We start from the raw sequence: 16,821 nt of genomic DNA, 5'->3' as shown, positions 1-16,821 counted from the left end.
CCCCCCGGCCGGTTTGCCCAAAATCGGTTCACACCGTTTCAGGCGGCCTGCGCATCGAGCCGGGCGAGTGCCTCGTCTCGTCCGAGCAGGACCAGAACGTCGAAAATACCGGGTGATGTGGTCGTCCCGGTCAGCGCCGCGCGCATCGGCTGCGCCAGCTTGCCGAGACCCAATCCCTGCTCCTCTGCAAGCGCCTTCGTAGTGGCTTCGAGCGCTTCGCTTGTCCAGTCGTTTTCAGCCCTGAGGCGCTGTTCAATCTTGCGTAGAATCGAACGTGCATCGCCTTCGAGGAGCTGCGCCGCCTTCTCGGTCATGGTCAGCGGTCGTTTGGCGAAGAGGAAGGCTGCGCCCTCAGCCACTTCGCCCAGGTTCTTCGCGCGAACCTTGAGCACGGGCATGGCCTGCGTAAGCAGCTCGACATCGGCCGTTTCGCCGATCCGTGCGGCGATCAGCGCGGCAAGGCGCGCATCATCGGCCTCGCGCAGATAATGTCCGTTCAGGTTTTCGAGCTTCTTCATGTCGAAGCGCGAGGGGCTTTTGCCGACTCCCGCAAGATCGAACAGTTCGACCGCTTCGGCGCGGGTGATTTCCTCGCGGTCGCCGTGGCCCCAGCCCAGACGCAGCAGGTAATTGAACAGCGCTTCGGGCAGGATGCCGAATTCGTCGCGGTAGGCCTCTACGCCCAGCGCGCCGTGGCGCTTGGACAGCTTCGCCCCGTCCGATCCGTGGATCAGCGGGATGTGGGCATAGACCGGATCCGGCCAGTTGCCTTCGATAGCGTTCATCGCGCGGATGATCGGCAGCTGGCGGAAGGCGTTGTTGAGGTGGTCGTCGCCGCGGATCACGTGGGTCACGCCCATGTCGTGATCGTCCACCACCACCGCGAGCATATAGGTCGGCGTGCCGTCCGCCCGCAGGATGATGTAATCGTCCAGTTCCTCGTTCTTCACCGTCACCGCGCCCTGGACCTGGTCATGGATGGTGGTTTCGCCCGTTTCCGGCGTCTTGAGGCGGATGGTGAAGGGCGCGCCCTCGGGCGCTTCGGCGGGATCGCGGTCGCGCCAGCGCCCGTCGTAACGCAGCGGCTTTTTGTTGGCGCGCTGCTCCTCGCGCATGGCTTCGAGTTCTTCGGTGGTGGCAAAGCACTTGTAGGCCTGTCCCGCCTTCAGCAGCTGCAACGCCACTTCGGCATGGCGCTCTGCGCGGTCGGACTGGAACAGCGGGGGCGCGTCATAATCGAGCCCCATCCAGTCGAGGCCTTCGATAATCGCGTCAATCGCCTCCTGCGTGGAGCGCTTGCGGTCGGTATCCTCGATGCGCAGCAGGGTGCGCCCCCCGTGGTGGCGGGCGTAGAGCCAGTTGAACAGCGCGGTGCGCGCGCCGCCGATATGCAGAAAGCCGGTCGGCGAGGGGGCGAAGCGGGTCACCACTTCTGCGGTCGGCGCTGCGGCTGTGCTGCTGCTTTCGCTTGCCATGAGCTTTGACTTCCTGTTCACTTTGAGCGGCTTGGTTCGCGGCTTGCGTTGGGGACGAGCCGGTCCGGGGGCAAGCCGATGCGCGATGTACCGATCATTCCGATGGGGGAGGATCCGGGCGGCCACGAAGCCGCCGGAGACCCGCCGCCGCGCCCTTGGCAAACCCCGCGAGTCTTGTCCAGCACCGCAGGCGGTGGCGGGCGCTGGCTCGACGCTGCGGAGCGCTTTCTGGGAGAGGCCGGTTTCGACCGCGCACCGTGGCTGGCGGTTGTGTTCGCCCTCGGGATCACGGCGTGGTTCGCGCTCCCCGAACTGTGGCAATGGTGCGCAGCCATCGTTGGCGGGGTAGGTGCGGCGCTGGGGGCGCTGGCGGTTTGGCCGCCCGGCAGCGCGGCGGACGAGCGGCGCGCCAATCTGCGGCTTGCCGTCGTCGCCTGCGGATTGGTGTTCGCGCTGGGGGTGGGCGTGGTCTGGGCGCGCTCTGCGATCGTTGGAGCCGAGCCAATCGCACGTCCGGCGGTGACGCTGCTCGAAGGGCGGGTGCTCGAACGCGAGGACCAGCCCGCCGACGAGCGGATAAGGCTGACGCTGGCGGTACGTGACGCAGAGACTGGCACGGCGCGCAAGGTCAGGGTCAATGTTCCCACGGCAGCGCTGGGCGAGGGCGGAGTGCCTGCAGGCCTTGCAGAGGGTACCATCGTGCGGCTGCGGGCACGCTTGATGCCGCCAGCCAGCCCGATGTTGCCCGGTAGTTACGACTTCGCGCGCGCGGCGTGGTTTCAGGGGCTTGCCGCGACCGGCACGATGGTCGGCACGCTGACGGTGGCCAGCCCCGCGCCGGAAAGCCGCGGTCTCGCCAGTTTGCAACGCTCGCTGGCCGAGCATGTCCGGTCACAGGTCGAGGGCTCTCCGGGAGCAATCGCTGCGGCTTTTGCCAGCGGGGATCGCGGAGGGATTGCCGAGAGCGACGAGGCGGCGATGCGGGATTCGGGGCTGACACACCTTCTCTCGATCAGCGGCTTGCACGTCAGCGCGGTGATCGCTGCGGCCTATTTCGCCGTGCTGCGCTTGCTGGCGCTGTGGCCTGCTCTGGCGTTGCGGGTGCGTTTGCCGGTGGTCGCTGCGGGGGCGGGGGCGCTGGCGGGAGTGGGCTATACGCTGCTGACTGGCGCCGAGGTTCCGACGATCCGCAGCTGTGTTGCCGCCCTACTGGTGCTCGGCGCGCTGGCCTTGGGGCGCGATGCGCTCTCGCTCAGGATGGTGGCGGTGGCGGCGGGCTTCGTGCTGTTGCTCTGGCCCGAAAGCGCGGTCGGCCCGAGCTTCCAGATGAGTTTCGCCGCCGTGCTGGCGATCATCGCTCTCGCCAACAGCGCGCCGGTGCAAGCCTTCCTCGCCCCGCGCGAGGAGCCGTGGTGGGCTCGCACCGGGCGGCGGGTGGTCATGCTGTTTGCGACAGGTGTGGTGATCGAACTGGCGCTGATGCCGATCGTGCTGTTCCACTTCCACCGTGCGGGGATGTATGGCGCCTTCGCCAATGTGGTGGCGATCCCGTTGGTGACGTTTGTTGCGATGCCGATGATCGCGCTGGCGCTGGTGGCCGATCTTGTGGGAGCGGGGGCGCCGTTCTGGTGGCTGGTAGAACAGTCGCTGGCGCTGCTGTTATGGATCGCGCATGTCACGGCCAGGCAGGCGGGGGCGGTGCGAATGATGCCGCAAATCAGCACCTTGGCAGTCGCTCTGTTCGCGTGCGGTGGCTTGTGGCTGGCGCTGTGGAAGGGGCGGGTGCGGCTTGCCGGATTTCTCCCGGTGGCGGTGGCGGGCCTGCTGGCGGCGGCGACACCGGTGCCTGATCTGCTGGTGGCGGGCGACGGGCAACAGGTCGGCATCACGATGACGGGGCCTGACGGAAATCCGCGGCTTTTGTCCCTGCGTGACGGGCGTTCGTCCTACACCCGCGACAATTTGATGGAGCTTGCGGGCGTTGCGGCAGAGCCGGTGCCGCTCGCCGAATGGAAGGGGGCGCGGTGTTCTTCGGCCTTTTGCACCCTCACCCTCCAGCGGGGCGGGCGGGACTGGGTGCTGCTGCTGGGCCGTGGGCGTGACCAGGTCGAGGAGCGCTCCCTGGCCGCCGCCTGTGCCGACGCCGACATCGTTGTTTCGGAGCGGTTTCTTCCCCGTTCCTGCCGCCCGCGCTGGCTCAAGGCCGACCGACGCTTCCTCGAACGGTCCGGAGGCTTGTCGATCAATCTTGCCAGCGAGCGGATTACCACCGTTGCCGAGGGTCAGGGCTCGCATGGCTGGTGGTGCGGTGTGAAGGAGTGACACACCCATCGGGCCAAACCGGCGCTTAGGGGGGTCTAAGCCGGGCTAGAAGGGGTCTGAAGGGGGTCTAACCGGGGTCTGGAACCCCTGAAATCGGGGCTGGATCGGCACCAGCATTAAGCCAACAGTCTGAAATAGAACAGCAATCAGGCCGGAGAGCGATGTTTCACGCCAAAGCGAGCATTACCGCCCCCGCGCGCTACGCCCTCCGGCCCCGATTGCCTCAGTGATAGCGGCGCAGCAGGCCAGCCAGCTTGCCCTGCACCTCGACCTCGTCGGGGCGATAGAACTGCGGATCATAGGCCGCGTTGGCCGGATCGAGCCGGATCTGGCCGCCTTCCTTGCGCAGATACTTCAGCGTCGCTTCCTCGCCGCGCACCAGCGCGACCACGATCTCGCCATCGCGCGCGGTGTTGGTCCGCCGCACCAGCGCGAAATCGCCATCGAAGATACCCGCTTCGACCATCGAGTCGCCCGACACTTCGAGCGCATAATGCTCGCCCGGGCCGAGCAACGCGGCCGGAACCGGCAGGGTCGACTGGCCTTCCAGCGCCTCGATCGGCGCACCCGCCGCGATCCGCCCGTGCAAGGGCAGTTCGATCACATCATTCGCGGCAACGGATTCGGCCACACGCGGAGCAGGCGGAACCATCGGCACCACATTGCCGCCCGCAGCATTGCTGCGCGCAGGGGTCGTGTCGCCGGGCTGGCGGATCACTTCAAGCGCGCGCGCGCGGTTGGGCAGGCGGCGCAGGAACCCGCGTTCTTCCAGCGCGGAAATCAGCCGGTGCACGCCCGACTTGCTCTTGAGGTCGAGCGCTTCCTTCATTTCCTCGAAACTCGGCGAGATGCCGGTTTCTTCCAGCCTTTGCTGGATGAAACGGATCAACTCGTGCTGCTTGGCCGTCAGCATGGATAAATCTCCCTTGGTCGCATTCACGCCCGGCCCATCGGCCCGGCGCCAGTCCCAGATGTGCTCCAAGAGGCACCCGCCCGGATGAGGGCAAGGTGCTTTGCATGCACGCCCGTTCCGCCATTAAGGTGAACGAACAAGGAACAATTAGGCAACCCGCGAAAGGGTGTCAAGCGCGCCGCGCGCCAAACCCTCGCAATTCAGCCATTTTGGAGGCGGAACACCCGCACCGGCTCGCCCGCCGCGACTGGCGGGGCGTGGGCGGGCCGGTCGATCAGGCAATCGGCGGCGGCAAGGGCGGAGAGCGCCGAGGAATCCTGCGATCCGGCCAGTCGCACGCTTTCTCCATCGCTCATTGCGCGCAGGAATTCGCGGCGTGGGCCGATGGCGGGCAGGTCTTCGCCCGCCAGCATCGTGACCGCGCGCGGGAGCGGGTCAGGATCGCCCATGCTGGCGCGCACCAGCGGCAGGGCAAACAGGAAGGCGGTGACGAAGCTCGACACCGGATTGCCGGGTAGGCCAAGGATCACCTGCCTGCCCAACGCATCCTCCCGCGTCGCGACCATCAGCGGCTTGCCCGGCTTGATCGCTACCCGCCAGAAGTCGATTTTCGCACCCCAGTCCTTGAGCGCCTGCTGGATGAGATCATGATCGCCCACCGATGCCCCGCCGGAGGTGATGAGGATGTGGCTGTCCTCGGCGCGCTTGAGGGCGGCGGCGAGCGCGGCGCGATCATCGGCCACCGGGCCTAAGGGGTCGACGAAGCCGACATAGGGGGAGAGCATCGCGGCCAGCATCACACCGTTGCTCGCCGGGGTCTGGTGCGGGCCGCAGGGCTTGCCGGGCGCGACCAATTCATCGCCGCTGTCGAGTACGGCGACCCCGGGGGGCAAGCGCCACGACAGCACCCCGTGTCCGGCCGAGGCCGCGAGCGCTAGCACTGCAGGCGAGTAGGCGGTGCCTTTTGTCAGCACCGTGTCGCCATCGCGGAAATCGAAGCCGGCCTTGCGAATGTGCTTGCCCGGCGGCGGAAGTTCGGTCGCAGTCACGAGGTTGTCTTCGACGCGGGCATCTTCCTGAAGCAGCACGCTGACCGCACCCTCTGGAACGATCGCGCCCGTCGAAATTCGCACGCATTGGCCTGCGGCGAGTTCGGCGGGGTAGGGCGCGCCCGCACGGCTTTCGCCCACACGCTGCCAAGGACCGGCGCCTGACGTTATCGCATAACCGTCCATTGCGGACAGATCGGCGGCGGGTTGGGTGCGAAGGGCGGTAACGTCCTTGGCCAAGAAACGCCGTTCGGCAAACGTCGAGAGGCCAAGCACACAGGAAGGGGGCTGCGGAGCGAGCGCCAACAGGCGGGCTTGAGCTTCCTCCAGGCCGAGCGGCGCGTTCAAGCGGGCGCTTTCCAGTCGCCGGACTTGCCGCCGCTTTTGGCGATCAGGCGGACTTCGCCGATCACCATGCCCTTGTCGATGGCTTTAGCCATGTCATAGATTGTAAGGAGTGCGACCGAAACCGCTGTCATCGCTTCCATTTCCACGCCCGTCTTGCCGGTGAGCGAGGCGGTGGCGGTGGCGCGGATGGCGTCTGCTTCGTAAGCGAAGTCGATATTCACCGCGTCGAGTGCGAGTGGATGGCATAGCGGGATCAACTCGCCCGTGCGCTTGGCCGCCATGATCCCGGCGATCCGCGCGGTGCCGAGCACGTCGCCCTTGGGCGCATTGCCAGCGCGGATGGCTTCCAGCGCCTCTGCCGACATGGCGATCCGCCCCGATGCCACCGCGCGGCGGGCGGTGGCGGGCTTGCCGCCGACGTCGACCATATGCGCGGTGCCGTCGCTATCAAGGTGGGTGAGTTTGGTCATGCTCTACGCTTCTGAGCCCAGCAGGGCTCGCGTGGCACTCGCAATATCGTCAGCGCGCATCAGGCTTTCGCCGACGAGGAAGGTGCGCACGCCGGCCGCTTCGAGCAGCTGGATATCGGCATGGGTGTTGATCCCGCTCTCGCCAACCAGCAGCGTGCCTTCGGGCGCAAGCGGGGCGAGGCGTTCCGTGGTGGCGAGACTGGTGGTGAAGGTCTTCAGATCGCGGTTGTTGACCCCGATGAGACGCGATTTGAGGACGCGCGCGGCACGCTCCATCTCGGCCTCGTCATGGACTTCGACGAGAACGTCCATGTCATGCTCGCGCGCGGCGGCTTCGATCTCGGCCATCGCGCTGTCCTCCAGCGCGGCGACGATGATCAGGATCGCGTCGGCCCCGAGGGCGCGCGCTTCGAGGCACTGCCACGGATCGACCATGAAGTCCTTGCGCAGCACCGGCAGCGCGCAGGCGGTCCGCGCCTCGACGAGGTAATCCTCATGGCCCTGGAAATAGGGCGCATCGGTCAGCACCGAGAGGCAGGCAGCGCCGCCCGCTTCGTAGGCGGCGGCATGTTCTGCGGGGCGGAAGTCGGCGCGGATCAGGCCTTTGGAGGGGCTCGCCTTCTTGATCTCGGCGATCAGCGCATAGCCGCTGGCGGCGCGGGCGCGCAGGGCCGCTTCGAACCCGCGCGGGGCCGATTGCAGGCGGGCGGCTTCCGCCAGCTGCGCGACGCTGACCGCGAGCTTGCGGGCGGCGACTTCATCGCGCTTGGTGGCGCAGATTTCTTCGAGCTTGTTCATTGTCTCATGCCTTTGCCGTTCGCCTCGAGCGAAGTCGAGAGGCCATTGCAGGGTATCTCGACTGCACTCGACACGGACGGGGAGGGGTTACTTCGCCAAAGCGATCCACTTTTCGAGCAACGCCAGCGCAGCCCCGCTGTCCAGTGCCTCGGCCGCCATCGCTGCGCGTTCGCGCCAGTCGCTACCGCGCCCCGCGACCGTCAGCGCGCCGGCCGCGTTGAACAACACGGCATCGCGGTAGGGGCCGGGTGTGCCCATCAGCAGCGCTTTCAGGGCGGCGGCGTTATGCTTGGCATCATCGCCCCGGATCGCTTCGATCGGCGCATGGGGCAGGCCTGCTGCGCTCGCGTCTAGGCGCTCCATCGTGAAGGCGTTGCCGGTGACGACCGCCACCTCGTTCCCGCCTGCGAGGCTCAACTCGTCGAGCCCTTCATCGCCCGAGACAATCAGCGACTTGCCCGTGCCGAGCCGGGCCATCGCACCGGCATAGATCGGTACATAGGCGGGCCGGGCGATGCCGATCAGTTGGCTGGTGACCTTGGCCGGGTTCGACAGCGGGCCCATCAGGTTGAAGATCGTGCGCTGGCCGATCCGCACCCGGATGGGCTGGATGCGCGCCATCGCGGGGTGGTGGTTCTTGGCGAAGAGGAAGCAAATGCCGATCTCCGCCAGCGTCTTTTCCGCCGTGCGGCCCGCTGCGTCCATGTCGAGGCCCAATGCCTCCAGCGTGTCTGCCGCGCCCGCTTTGGATGATGCTGCGCGGTTGCCGTGCTTGGCGACCGGTACGCCGGAGGCTGCAACCACGAGGCTGACCGCGGTCGAGACGTTGAGGGTGTGGTGCCCGTCGCCCCCCGTGCCGCAGACGTCGATCGCGCCTTCCGGGGCGTCAATCGGGATCAGCCGTGCCCTGAGCGCCCGTGCGGCCCCGGCGATTTCGTCCGAGGTCTCGCCGCGTGCTGATAGCGCCACGAGGAAGTCCGCAATTTCATCTTCCGATGGCGCGCCGTCGAGCAGCACGCCGAAGGCCGCCTCGGCCTCCGCTTCGGTGAGCGGCGCTGCGACATCTGGCAGCGTGCTCATGCGGTCAGCCTTGCGGGCAGCACCGGCTCCAGCCCGCACAGCCGCACGAAGTTGGCGAGCAGCGCATGGCCATGCTCGGTGGCGATGCTCTCGGGGTGGAACTGCACCGAATGGATCGGCAGCGATGCATGGCGGAATCCCATGACTGAGGGGTGATCGAAGCCCGGCGTTTCGGCATGGGCATTGGCGACCAGTTCGGCCGGCACATCCACCACCTCAAGGCTGTGATAGCGCGTCGCGATGAAGGGCGAGGGCAGGCCTGCGAACACGCCCGTCCCGTCATGCGTCACCGGCGAGGTCTTGCCATGCATCAGCCCGCCGCGCTGCACCGTGCCGCCGAAATGCTGTCCGATCGCCTGATGGCCAAGGCATACGCCCATCAGCGGCTTGCCCGCGTCAGCACAGGCCGCGACCAGATCGAGGCTGATGCCCGCCTCGTTCGGTGTGCAGGGGCCCGGCGAGATCAGGAACCCCGACGCATTGGTGCGCAGCGCGTCGGCGGCGGTCAGGGCGTCGTTGCGCTCGACCCGCACCTCGGCCCCCAGCTCCATCAGGTAATGGACGAGGTTGAAGGTGAAGCTGTCGTAATTGTCGATGACGAGTATTTGTGGTGAGGGGATCATTCTGCGGCTGCCTTCTCGCGTTTCGTCACCACGATGATCGGGCCGACGCGGCCCTTGTCGAGCCGTTCGGTCGCCGGATCCCACAGCGAGGACACTGCGCCGTCGAGATAGAGTGCGTTGCTGACCTTCAGCTGGTCTCGGAAAAAGCGTGCCAGCTGGCCGAAGCTCACCGGCGCGCCGGAGATCACGAAGTGCGCTTTGCCGCTCGCGTCCACGCCCACGGCGTTGCGGATCGCTTTGGAGGGGCCATCGTCCTGAATTTCGGGGTGCAGCTTGCCATCGATCAGCAGCAGCGGCCCGGATTGCGTGCCGAACTCCGGCCGGTCACCGACCGTTTCGAAGAAAGTGTTGCTCCCCAGCACCCGCCAGCTTCCGCCGGTGCCGAAGAATACGCCGTTGGGCTTCATGTAGAAATTGCCCGTCCCGTCGCCGCGGTTCAGCTCGCCGAGCCGCTCGCCGTTCTGGACGTAGTAGCCGATCGCCTTCAGATCATCGCCATACATCCCGCCGTTGATGGCAAAGGCGATGGTGGCGGGATCGACGCTTCCTGCAAAAGCACCCAGCGAACCGAAAGGCTGCTTGTCCGCGCCGAGATTCGCCATGTCGATGCGGTGCTGCGCAGGATCGGCGACGCAATGGGTGAGCGCCACGTCCTCGAACGTCACCGTTTCGCAGGCCGAAGGCCCGGCAGCGGCGCTGGGCGTCGGCGCGGGGGTTTCTTCAATCTCCGACCCGTCGAGCGCGATCTTGACCACGGATTCGCCCGCAGGCTCCTGCGAACAGGCGCACATGGCGAGCGTCAGGCTGGCGGCAAGGGCAAGGCTGCGCTTCACTGGCCGTACCCCGGTTCGCCCGCGACGCGCACCGCTTCACGCGCGGCGGCGATCAGCGCGCCTGATTTGGCACGGCATTCGGCGAGTTCGTAATCGGGTTCGCTGTCGGCGACGATGCCTGCGCCCGCCTGCACGTGCATCACTCCGTCCTTCACCACGGCGGTGCGCAGCACGATGCAGCTATCAAGGCTGCCGTCGGGCGCGAAATAGCCGACGCCCCCGGCATAGGCCCCGCGCGTCTCGGGTTCGAGCTCGGCAATGATCTCGCAGGCGCGTATCTTGGGCGCGCCCGAGACGGTGCCTGCGGGGAAGCCTGCAAACAGCGCGTCCAATGCGTCTTTCGACGGATCAAGCTGGCCCACCACATTGCTGACGATGTGCATCACATGGCTGTACCGCTCGATGGTGAAGCTGTCAGTGACCTCGACCGTCCCTGCCGAAGCGACCCGGCCAACATCATTGCGGCCCAGATCAAGCAGCATGAGATGCTCGGCGCGCTCCTTGGGGTCGGCGAGCAGGCTTGCTTCGTTGGCGATATCCTCGTCCCGCGTGGCCCCGCGTGGACGCGTGCCTGCGATGGGGCGGATGGTGACTTCGCCCTCTCTCACCCGGACAAGGATTTCCGGCGAGGAACCCACCAGCGCAAAGCCCGGCAGGTCGAGGAAGTAGAGGAAGGGCGAGGGGTTCACCCGCCGCAGCGCGCGGTACAGCGCCAGCGGGGGCAGGGTGAAAGGGCAGGTGAAGCGCTGGGCCAGCACCACCTGGAAGATATCGCCTGCGAGGATGTAGTCCTTCGCCTTCAGGGCCATCGCCTTGTAATCGTCCGGCGCGATGACGGGCGCGAGGTCGGGCAGGGTGTCCGGCACCGCATCCGCAGCAGCGGCAGGCATGGGCTGGCCAAGCTGGCTCAGCGTGGCATCGATCCGCTCGCCCGCACGCTCAACGGCGGCAGCGGGATCGCGCGCCTCCCAGATCGGGGCGATGGCGAACAGCGCGTTGGTGAGCCCGTCGAACACCAGAATGACGGTGGGGCGCACAAACAGCATGTCAGGCAGGTCGAGCGGGCTGTCAGCGGCGCGGGGCAGCGTCTCGACAAGGCCGATCGTCTCGTAGCCGAGATAGCCGACAAGGCAGGCGAGCGCGGGCGGCAGGCCTTCCGGCATCGGGTCGATCCGGCACGTGGCGGCAAGCCCGCGCAGTTCCGCCAGCGCATCGCCGTGGAGCGGCGTGAAGGCCTCGCGGTTCTGGCGCCAGTCGCGGTTGAGTTCGGCGTGATTGCCCTTGGCGCGGAACACCAGATCGGGGTCGAGCCCCAACAGGCTGTAACGCCCGCGCACCTCGCCGCCCTCGACGCTTTCCAGCAGGAAATCGCCGCGTCCGGGCACGATCAGCCGCCGCGCCGCGCCAACCGGCGTGTCGCTATCGGCTATGATCCGCCGCCACACCAGCGCCGGCTTGCCCTGAGCGAGCATGGCGGCGGCGGCGGCGGCGTTCTCGGGCAGTCCGGTCGCAGAAGGGGTCACGAAGCGCTCACACCCGGTGTCACTGTTCGCCGGAAAGCTGCTTGCGCACGGCGGCGATCCCGGCATCGTTGCGGGTCACGCCCAGTTCCTTGCGCATCGCGGCGGTGGCTTGCTGGCGATATTCCTCGGACAGCGCGCTGCCGAGCTGCTGGCGGGTCTGCGCGATCAGCTGGCCCTCCTTGTCGAGCGGCAGAGTGCTGATGTCTTCGAGGTTGACGATGTACCAGCCAAGATCGCGCGGCCCTTCAAGCGTCTTGGCCGTGCCTTCGGCCATGCTGAACATCAGCACCAGCGGGGGCGGAATGCGGCCCTGCGACTGGGCGAGCAGCTGGCGGCGCTCGAGATCGATCGCCTCACGCTCGAAGCCGGGCTTGTTCTCGGCGGCCAGCGCGGCGGCGAGCGGCGTTCCGGCCCGCACCTTGGCGAGGATGCGCTCGGACGCCTGCTTGGCGAGCACGGCGCCCTGCGTGCGCTTCCATGCGGCAATCGCGCCCTCTCGCACTTCGGCCAGCGGCGGGGCCGAAGCTTCCTCGACCCGCGCGACTTCGAAGATCACGAATTGCTCGCCCGGCACCACTTCGGCCAGCTGCGGTTCGCTTTCTTCCATCTGGAATGCGGTCTGGAGCACCGGCACGAGCTGCGGGACGATCTTCACCTGGGGCTGACCGAAAGCCTGACCGTTGGCGAGCAGCGAAGGGGTGGTTTCCACCTTGAGCCCATAGGCCTTCGCAACCTCGGCCAGCGCTGTGCCGCCGTCGATTTCGCCTTCGATTTCGGCAACCCGGTCGGCGATGGCGGCGACGCGCTTTTCGGCCGAAAGGGCTTCAGTGATTTCAGGAGTGGCCTGCGCGAGGCTGCGCGCGCCGACCTTCTCGATCGAATCGACCCGCGCGACATACCAGCCGAGCGTGCCCTGCGCCGGCTCGATCAACCCGCCCTGCGCGGCCTTGAAGGTGTTCTGAGCAAAGGCGAAGCTGGTTGCGCCCGACATGGCCTCGCGGTCGCGCGCTTCGGACTTGGAGGCGGTGAAGCCTGCTTCACGCGCCACGGTCTCGAGGTTGGCCCCGCTGCGAATACGCGTGGCTAGCGCCTTGGCGGCGTCTTCGGTAGGCACGACAAAGCTGGTCACCGCGCGCTTCTCGCTCGCCTGATACTTGGCGGCGTCACGCTTGAAGCGCTCGGCGATTTCGGCCGGGGTCGGCACGGCGTTGACCTTGAGGCTGTCGGACCCGAACACGGCAAAGCGCAGCGTGCGGCGTTCCGGCCGGATGAACTGGGTGCGGTTGTCCTTGTACCATGCGGTCAGCTGCGCATCGGAGGGATTGCCCGTGGGGGCGAAGGCGGCGCTCGGGATCAAGGCGATCTCGCCCTTGCGCTTTTCCAGCACCAGCGCGGCATATTGGCGCGCGATCTTCTCGGGCAGTTGCGGTGCGGCGACGGCCGAGCGGAGCAATTGCTGCTCGATCAGCCCGTCAGCCAGATCGCGGCGGAACATTGCGTCGGTCAGCCCGCGCGAACGCAGCGCGGCAATATAGGTCTTCTCGTCAAAGCTGCCGGTCAGGCCCTGGAAGGCGGGGATCTTGAGGATCTCGCTGTTTACCAGATTGTCGCCCGCGCGCAGACCATATTCGCGGCCATATTCGCCCACGGTGAAGCGGTCGATCAGCTGGTCAATCACCTCGTCGAGACCGCCCTCGGCGATGAATTCGGGCATGGTGAGCGTGGGGTTCTGCCCGCGCACCTGATCAAGCGCGCTGTTGGCCGCGACGGTGAGATCCGAAATCGGAATCGCCTCGCCGCCGACCACCGCCATGCGGTCGTTGTTCGAAATTCCGCCGAACGTGCTCCCGGTAATGTCCGAAGCCGCGAAGGCGAGCGCCATCAGCCCGAGGAACGCAAGGACAATCGGCAGGCCGATCTTCGAGGCGAAAAAGCGGCGGAAGAACGAAATCATGAGCGTTTGGACCCCATCCGAGGCTGGCAGGTAACAGGGCGGCAATGCCCCGGGAGCGCGCCGCACGAGGTCGCGGCGCGGGGTGCGCTTTATAGGCCATGCGACCGCGCGGCAACAGGTGACCGCGCGTTTTGACTAGCTGGGCTTCCTCGGCTAGCGGACCCGGCCCCGGGGCACTACAGCAAAACACAGAATCAATGCGTTCCGGGCCTATCCCTCTCAATTTGCAGGAAGTGCAGGACTAATCATGACCCGCCGACCCTATATCGTCGGAAACTGGAAGATGTACGGCACCCGCGCGATGCTGTCCGAAGCGCGTGCGATTGATCGCGCGGCGCAGCGCCATATGAAGGTCGAAGTCGCGCTCGCACCGCCTTACACCCTCATCCACCCGATTCACCGCGAGGCGGAGCAGATCGCCGTCGGCGCGCAGGATTGCCACCATCAGGATGGCGGCGCGCACACCGGGGACATCTCGGCGGCGATGATTGCCGATGCCGGCGCGAAGTTCGTGATCCTCGGCCATTCCGAGCGGCGGCAGGACCATGGCGAAGGCGACGCGCTGGTGCGGGCCAAGGCCGAAGCGGCGCTGGCTGCGGGCCTGCGCATCATCATGTGCTGCGGCGAAAGCGCTGGCACGCGCGAATCGGGCAAGGCGGTCGAATTCGTGAAGCAGCAGCTGACCGCATCGCTTCCCTCCGCCGAAGCCATGCCCGCCGATATCGCCGAGCGGCTGACAGTCGCCTATGAACCGATCTGGGCGATCGGCACCGGCACGGCGGCCACCACCGACGACATCGGGGAAATGCACGCCTGTATCCGCGCGCTGCTGGTCGACCTGTTCGGCGAGGAGCAGGGCCGCGATGTGCGCATCATCTATGGCGGCTCGGTCAAGCCCGATAACGCCGCTGCGATCTTCGCCGTGCCCGAGGTGGGCGGGGCGCTGGTCGGCGGCGCGAGCCTGACGGCCGACAGCTTCATGGGCATCGCGCTCGCCGCCAGCGAGCCGTTCGAGAACTGAGCCCCCCCGCCTGCCGCGTGCGAGTCGCCCGGCGCGGGGTTGCCGCGCGGGCGTCTCGCGCCTACATGCCGCCGATGCATACCAACCGGGCGAAAGTCGCCCCCGGCCACGAGATTGTTTCATGTCCCTGTTTCTCTTCCTCACCGTGATCCAGGCCCTGGTGGCTGCGGCGCTTGTCGGCGTTGTGCTGATGCAGCGCTCAGAAGGCGGCGGGCTCGGCATCGGCAGCAGCCCGGGCGGCGCTTTTGGCGCGCGCGGTGCGGCGGATTTCCTGACCCGCTCGACCAAGTGGTTGGCAGTGGCCTTCGTCACGCTCTCGATCGTGCTGGCGGCCCTCGCGGTGCGCGAAAGCCGGGTGGGCGGGGTAACGACGACGCTGGAACGCGGCGCGCCCGCTCCGGCCAAGCCCGATCTGCTGGCCGATCCGATCCCGGCGCCTGCGCAGGGTCCGGCACCAGCGGCTCCGGCTGAAGGTGCTCCCGCTGCGCCCGCTGGCGAAGGTCCGGCTGCGCAGTAAGCCTGCAAGGAAGGGGCCGCTGCGGCGGCTCTTTTTCCCGCAAATCACCCCTCAAATCGACGGCACTGTGGATGGCGCGCCAAGCGCGGCGCAATTCGCTTGCCCCGAATCCCTCTCGACGCTTAAGGCCCAACTCCCATGGCGCGGTTCATTTTCATCACCGGCGGCGTGGTCTCCTCGCTCGGCAAAGGTCTCATGGCAGCCTCCTTGGCGGCCCTCCTGCAGGCGCGCGGCTACAAGGTCCGCATCCGCAAGTTCGATCCCTATCTGAACGTCGATCCGGGCACGATGAGCCCGTATCAGCATGGCGAGGTGTATGTGACCGACGACGGGGCCGAAACCGACCTCGATCTGGGGCATTACGAGCGCTTCACCGGCGTTTCCGCGCGGCAAAGCGACAACATCACCTCGGGCCGGGTCTACCGCGACATCATCGCCAAGGAACGCCGGGGCGACTATCTGGGCGCGACCGTGCAGGTGATCCCGCACGTGACCGACGCGATCAAGGAGTTCGCGCTCGCCGATCAGGGCGATCATGACTTCATCCTGTGCGAAATCGGCGGGACGGTGGGTGACATCGAATCGCTGCCCTTCATGGAAGCGATCCGCCAGCTGCGTAACGAGCTGGAGCCGTGGCAGACAGTCAGCGTCCACGTGACGCTGGTTCCCTATATCAAGGCGGCGGGCGAGCTGAAGACCAAGCCCACGCAGCACTCGGTGCGCGAACTCGCCAGCCTCGGCATAAAGCCCGACATCCTGCTGTGCCGCGCCGAACATCCCATTCCCGAAAGCGACCGCCGCAAGATTGCGCAGTTCTGCAACGTGCGCACCGAAGCCGTGATCCAGGCGCTCGACGCGCCCTCGATCTACGCTGTTCCGCAGCAATATCATGCCGAAGGGCTCGACCGCGAAGTGCTGCGCGCCTTCGGCATCACCGACGCGCGCGAGCCCGATCTTTCGGCGTGGGAAGATGTGACCGACCGGCACTTCAACCCCGAAGGCGAAGTTACGATCGCCGTGGTGGGCAAGTATGTCGGCCTCCAGGACGCCTACAAGAGCCTCAACGAAGCGCTGGTTCACGGCGGGATGGCCAATCGGGTCAAGGTCAACATCCGATGGATCGATGCCGAGATTTTCGAAGGCGACGACGATTCCGCGATCATCGCCGCGCTGGAGCCGATGCATGGCATTCTCGTGCCCGGCGGCTTCGGCGAGCGCGGGTCGGAAGGCAAGATTTCGGCAGTGCGCTTTGCACGCGAACGCGATGTGCCGTTCTTCGGCATTTGCCTCGGCATGCAGATGGCCTGTATCGAGGGCGCGCGCGCGGCCGGCTTTGCCAATGCCTCCTCCACCGAATTCGGCCCGACCGATACACCGGTGGTGGGGATCATCACCGAATGGATGAGCCAGGAAGGCATCCAGAGCCGCGCGGAAGGCGGCGATCTGGGCGGGACGATGCGTCTGGGCGCCTATCCGGCCAAGCTCAGCCCCAACAGCCATACCTCGCAGATCTATGGTGGGGCCGAGGTGATCTCCGAACGTCACCGCCACCGCTACGAGGTCAACAGCGCCTTCATCGAGCCGCTGGAAAAGCAGGGCCTGATCTTCGCGGGCATGTCGCCCGATGGCTTGCTGCCCGAAATTGTGGAGCGGCCCGATCACCCGTGGTTTGTGGGCGTGCAGTTCCACCCTGAGCTGAAGTCGCGCCCGTTCGATCCGCACCCGTTGTTCGCTGGGTTCATTGCGGCTGCGCTGGAGCAATCGCGGCTCGTCTGATCGGCGCAGATTGGCATTTTGCCAGGAACATGCTGCTGGCGAGTGGCTGGACTGCGCAGGTGCGATGGACAATTGCACCAATACCGACCGGGCTGCCGCGATGCATTTTTCACAACCTC

The 16,821-nt window shown here is 66.7% G+C and carries 14 protein-coding genes; 4 read left to right on the top strand and 10 right to left on the bottom strand.

Annotation, left to right across the window (positions count from 1 at the left end; genetic code table 11):
• Nucleotides 1–38: 38 nt before the first annotated feature.
• Complete coding sequence (gene gltX / locus KVF90_RS12135) at nucleotides 39–1,475, bottom strand: glutamate--tRNA ligase (RefSeq protein WP_264391835.1); 1,437 nt, start codon at nucleotides 1,473–1,475, stop codon at nucleotides 39–41.
• A 78-nt stretch (nucleotides 1,476–1,553) separates the two neighbouring features.
• Here gltX and KVF90_RS12130 point away from each other — a divergent pair, with 78 nt between their 5' ends.
• On the top strand, nucleotides 1,554–3,797 hold the full coding sequence (locus KVF90_RS12130; protein WP_264391834.1) for a ComEC/Rec2 family competence protein: 2,244 nt from the start codon (nucleotides 1,554–1,556) through the stop codon (nucleotides 3,795–3,797).
• Between the two features lie 223 nt (nucleotides 3,798–4,020).
• Here KVF90_RS12130 and lexA read toward each other — a convergent pair whose 3' ends face one another.
• The 9 genes from lexA to KVF90_RS12085 form a co-directional block, all read right to left on the bottom strand.
• Nucleotides 4,021–4,710 carry a transcriptional repressor LexA gene (lexA, locus tag KVF90_RS12125; RefSeq protein WP_264391833.1) on the bottom strand — a complete coding sequence of 230 codons (690 nt, stop codon included), beginning with the start codon at nucleotides 4,708–4,710 and terminating at the stop codon, nucleotides 4,021–4,023.
• Nucleotides 4,711–4,910: 200 nt separating this feature from the next.
• Nucleotides 4,911–6,107, bottom strand: a complete 1,197-nt coding sequence (locus KVF90_RS12120) for a molybdopterin molybdotransferase MoeA (RefSeq protein ID WP_264391832.1) — start codon at nucleotides 6,105–6,107, stop codon at nucleotides 4,911–4,913.
• On the bottom strand, nucleotides 6,104–6,577 hold the full coding sequence (moaC, locus tag KVF90_RS12115; RefSeq protein ID WP_264391831.1) for a cyclic pyranopterin monophosphate synthase MoaC: 474 nt from the start codon (nucleotides 6,575–6,577) through the stop codon (nucleotides 6,104–6,106). Before moaC ends, KVF90_RS12120 begins: the two co-directional genes overlap by 4 nt.
• A gap of 3 nt (nucleotides 6,578–6,580) precedes the next feature.
• A complete protein-coding gene (gene trpC, locus KVF90_RS12110; RefSeq protein WP_264391830.1) occupies nucleotides 6,581–7,375 on the bottom strand; it encodes an indole-3-glycerol phosphate synthase TrpC in 795 nt (264 codons plus the stop codon).
• A gap of 87 nt (nucleotides 7,376–7,462) precedes the next feature.
• Entirely contained in the window at nucleotides 7,463–8,455 is a 993-nt protein-coding gene (trpD, locus tag KVF90_RS12105; RefSeq protein WP_264391829.1) for an anthranilate phosphoribosyltransferase, read from the bottom strand.
• Nucleotides 8,452–9,078, bottom strand: a complete 627-nt coding sequence (locus tag KVF90_RS12100; RefSeq protein ID WP_264391828.1) for an anthranilate synthase component II — start codon at nucleotides 9,076–9,078, stop codon at nucleotides 8,452–8,454. The genes trpD and KVF90_RS12100 overlap by 4 nt, the downstream gene beginning before the upstream one ends.
• Nucleotides 9,075–9,911, bottom strand: coding sequence for a phosphodiester glycosidase family protein (locus KVF90_RS12095; RefSeq protein WP_264391827.1), 837 nt, complete (start codon nucleotides 9,909–9,911; stop codon nucleotides 9,075–9,077). Before KVF90_RS12095 ends, KVF90_RS12100 begins: the two co-directional genes overlap by 4 nt.
• Entirely contained in the window at nucleotides 9,908–11,383 is a 1,476-nt protein-coding gene (trpE, locus tag KVF90_RS12090) for an anthranilate synthase component I (protein WP_264394501.1), read from the bottom strand. Before trpE ends, KVF90_RS12095 begins: the two co-directional genes overlap by 4 nt.
• A 70-nt stretch (nucleotides 11,384–11,453) precedes the next feature.
• Entirely contained in the window at nucleotides 11,454–13,388 is a 1,935-nt protein-coding gene (locus tag KVF90_RS12085; RefSeq protein ID WP_264391826.1) for a peptidylprolyl isomerase, read from the bottom strand.
• A gap of 247 nt (nucleotides 13,389–13,635) precedes the next feature.
• Between KVF90_RS12085 and tpiA the strand changes: the two genes are divergently transcribed.
• The 3 genes from tpiA (at nucleotide 13,636) to KVF90_RS12070 (ending at nucleotide 16,702) form a co-directional block, all read left to right on the top strand.
• On the top strand, nucleotides 13,636–14,409 hold the full coding sequence (gene tpiA, locus KVF90_RS12080) for a triose-phosphate isomerase (protein WP_264391825.1): 774 nt from the start codon (nucleotides 13,636–13,638) through the stop codon (nucleotides 14,407–14,409).
• Nucleotides 14,410–14,530: 121 nt separating this feature from the next.
• Nucleotides 14,531–14,926: a preprotein translocase subunit SecG gene (gene secG, locus KVF90_RS12075; RefSeq protein WP_264391824.1), complete on the top strand. Its 396-nt coding sequence runs from the start codon at nucleotides 14,531–14,533 to the stop codon at nucleotides 14,924–14,926.
• A gap of 138 nt (nucleotides 14,927–15,064) precedes the next feature.
• Nucleotides 15,065–16,702 carry a CTP synthase gene (locus tag KVF90_RS12070; RefSeq protein WP_264391823.1) on the top strand — a complete coding sequence of 546 codons (1,638 nt, stop codon included), beginning with the start codon at nucleotides 15,065–15,067 and terminating at the stop codon, nucleotides 16,700–16,702.
• Nucleotides 16,703–16,821 lie beyond the last annotated feature (119 nt).

The organism is Porphyrobacter sp. ULC335 (assembly GCF_025917005.1).
GTDB lineage: Bacteria > Pseudomonadota > Alphaproteobacteria > Sphingomonadales > Sphingomonadaceae > Erythrobacter.
Note: the sequence above shows the minus strand (reverse complement) of the source record. Positions and strands in the feature narration are given on the sequence as shown.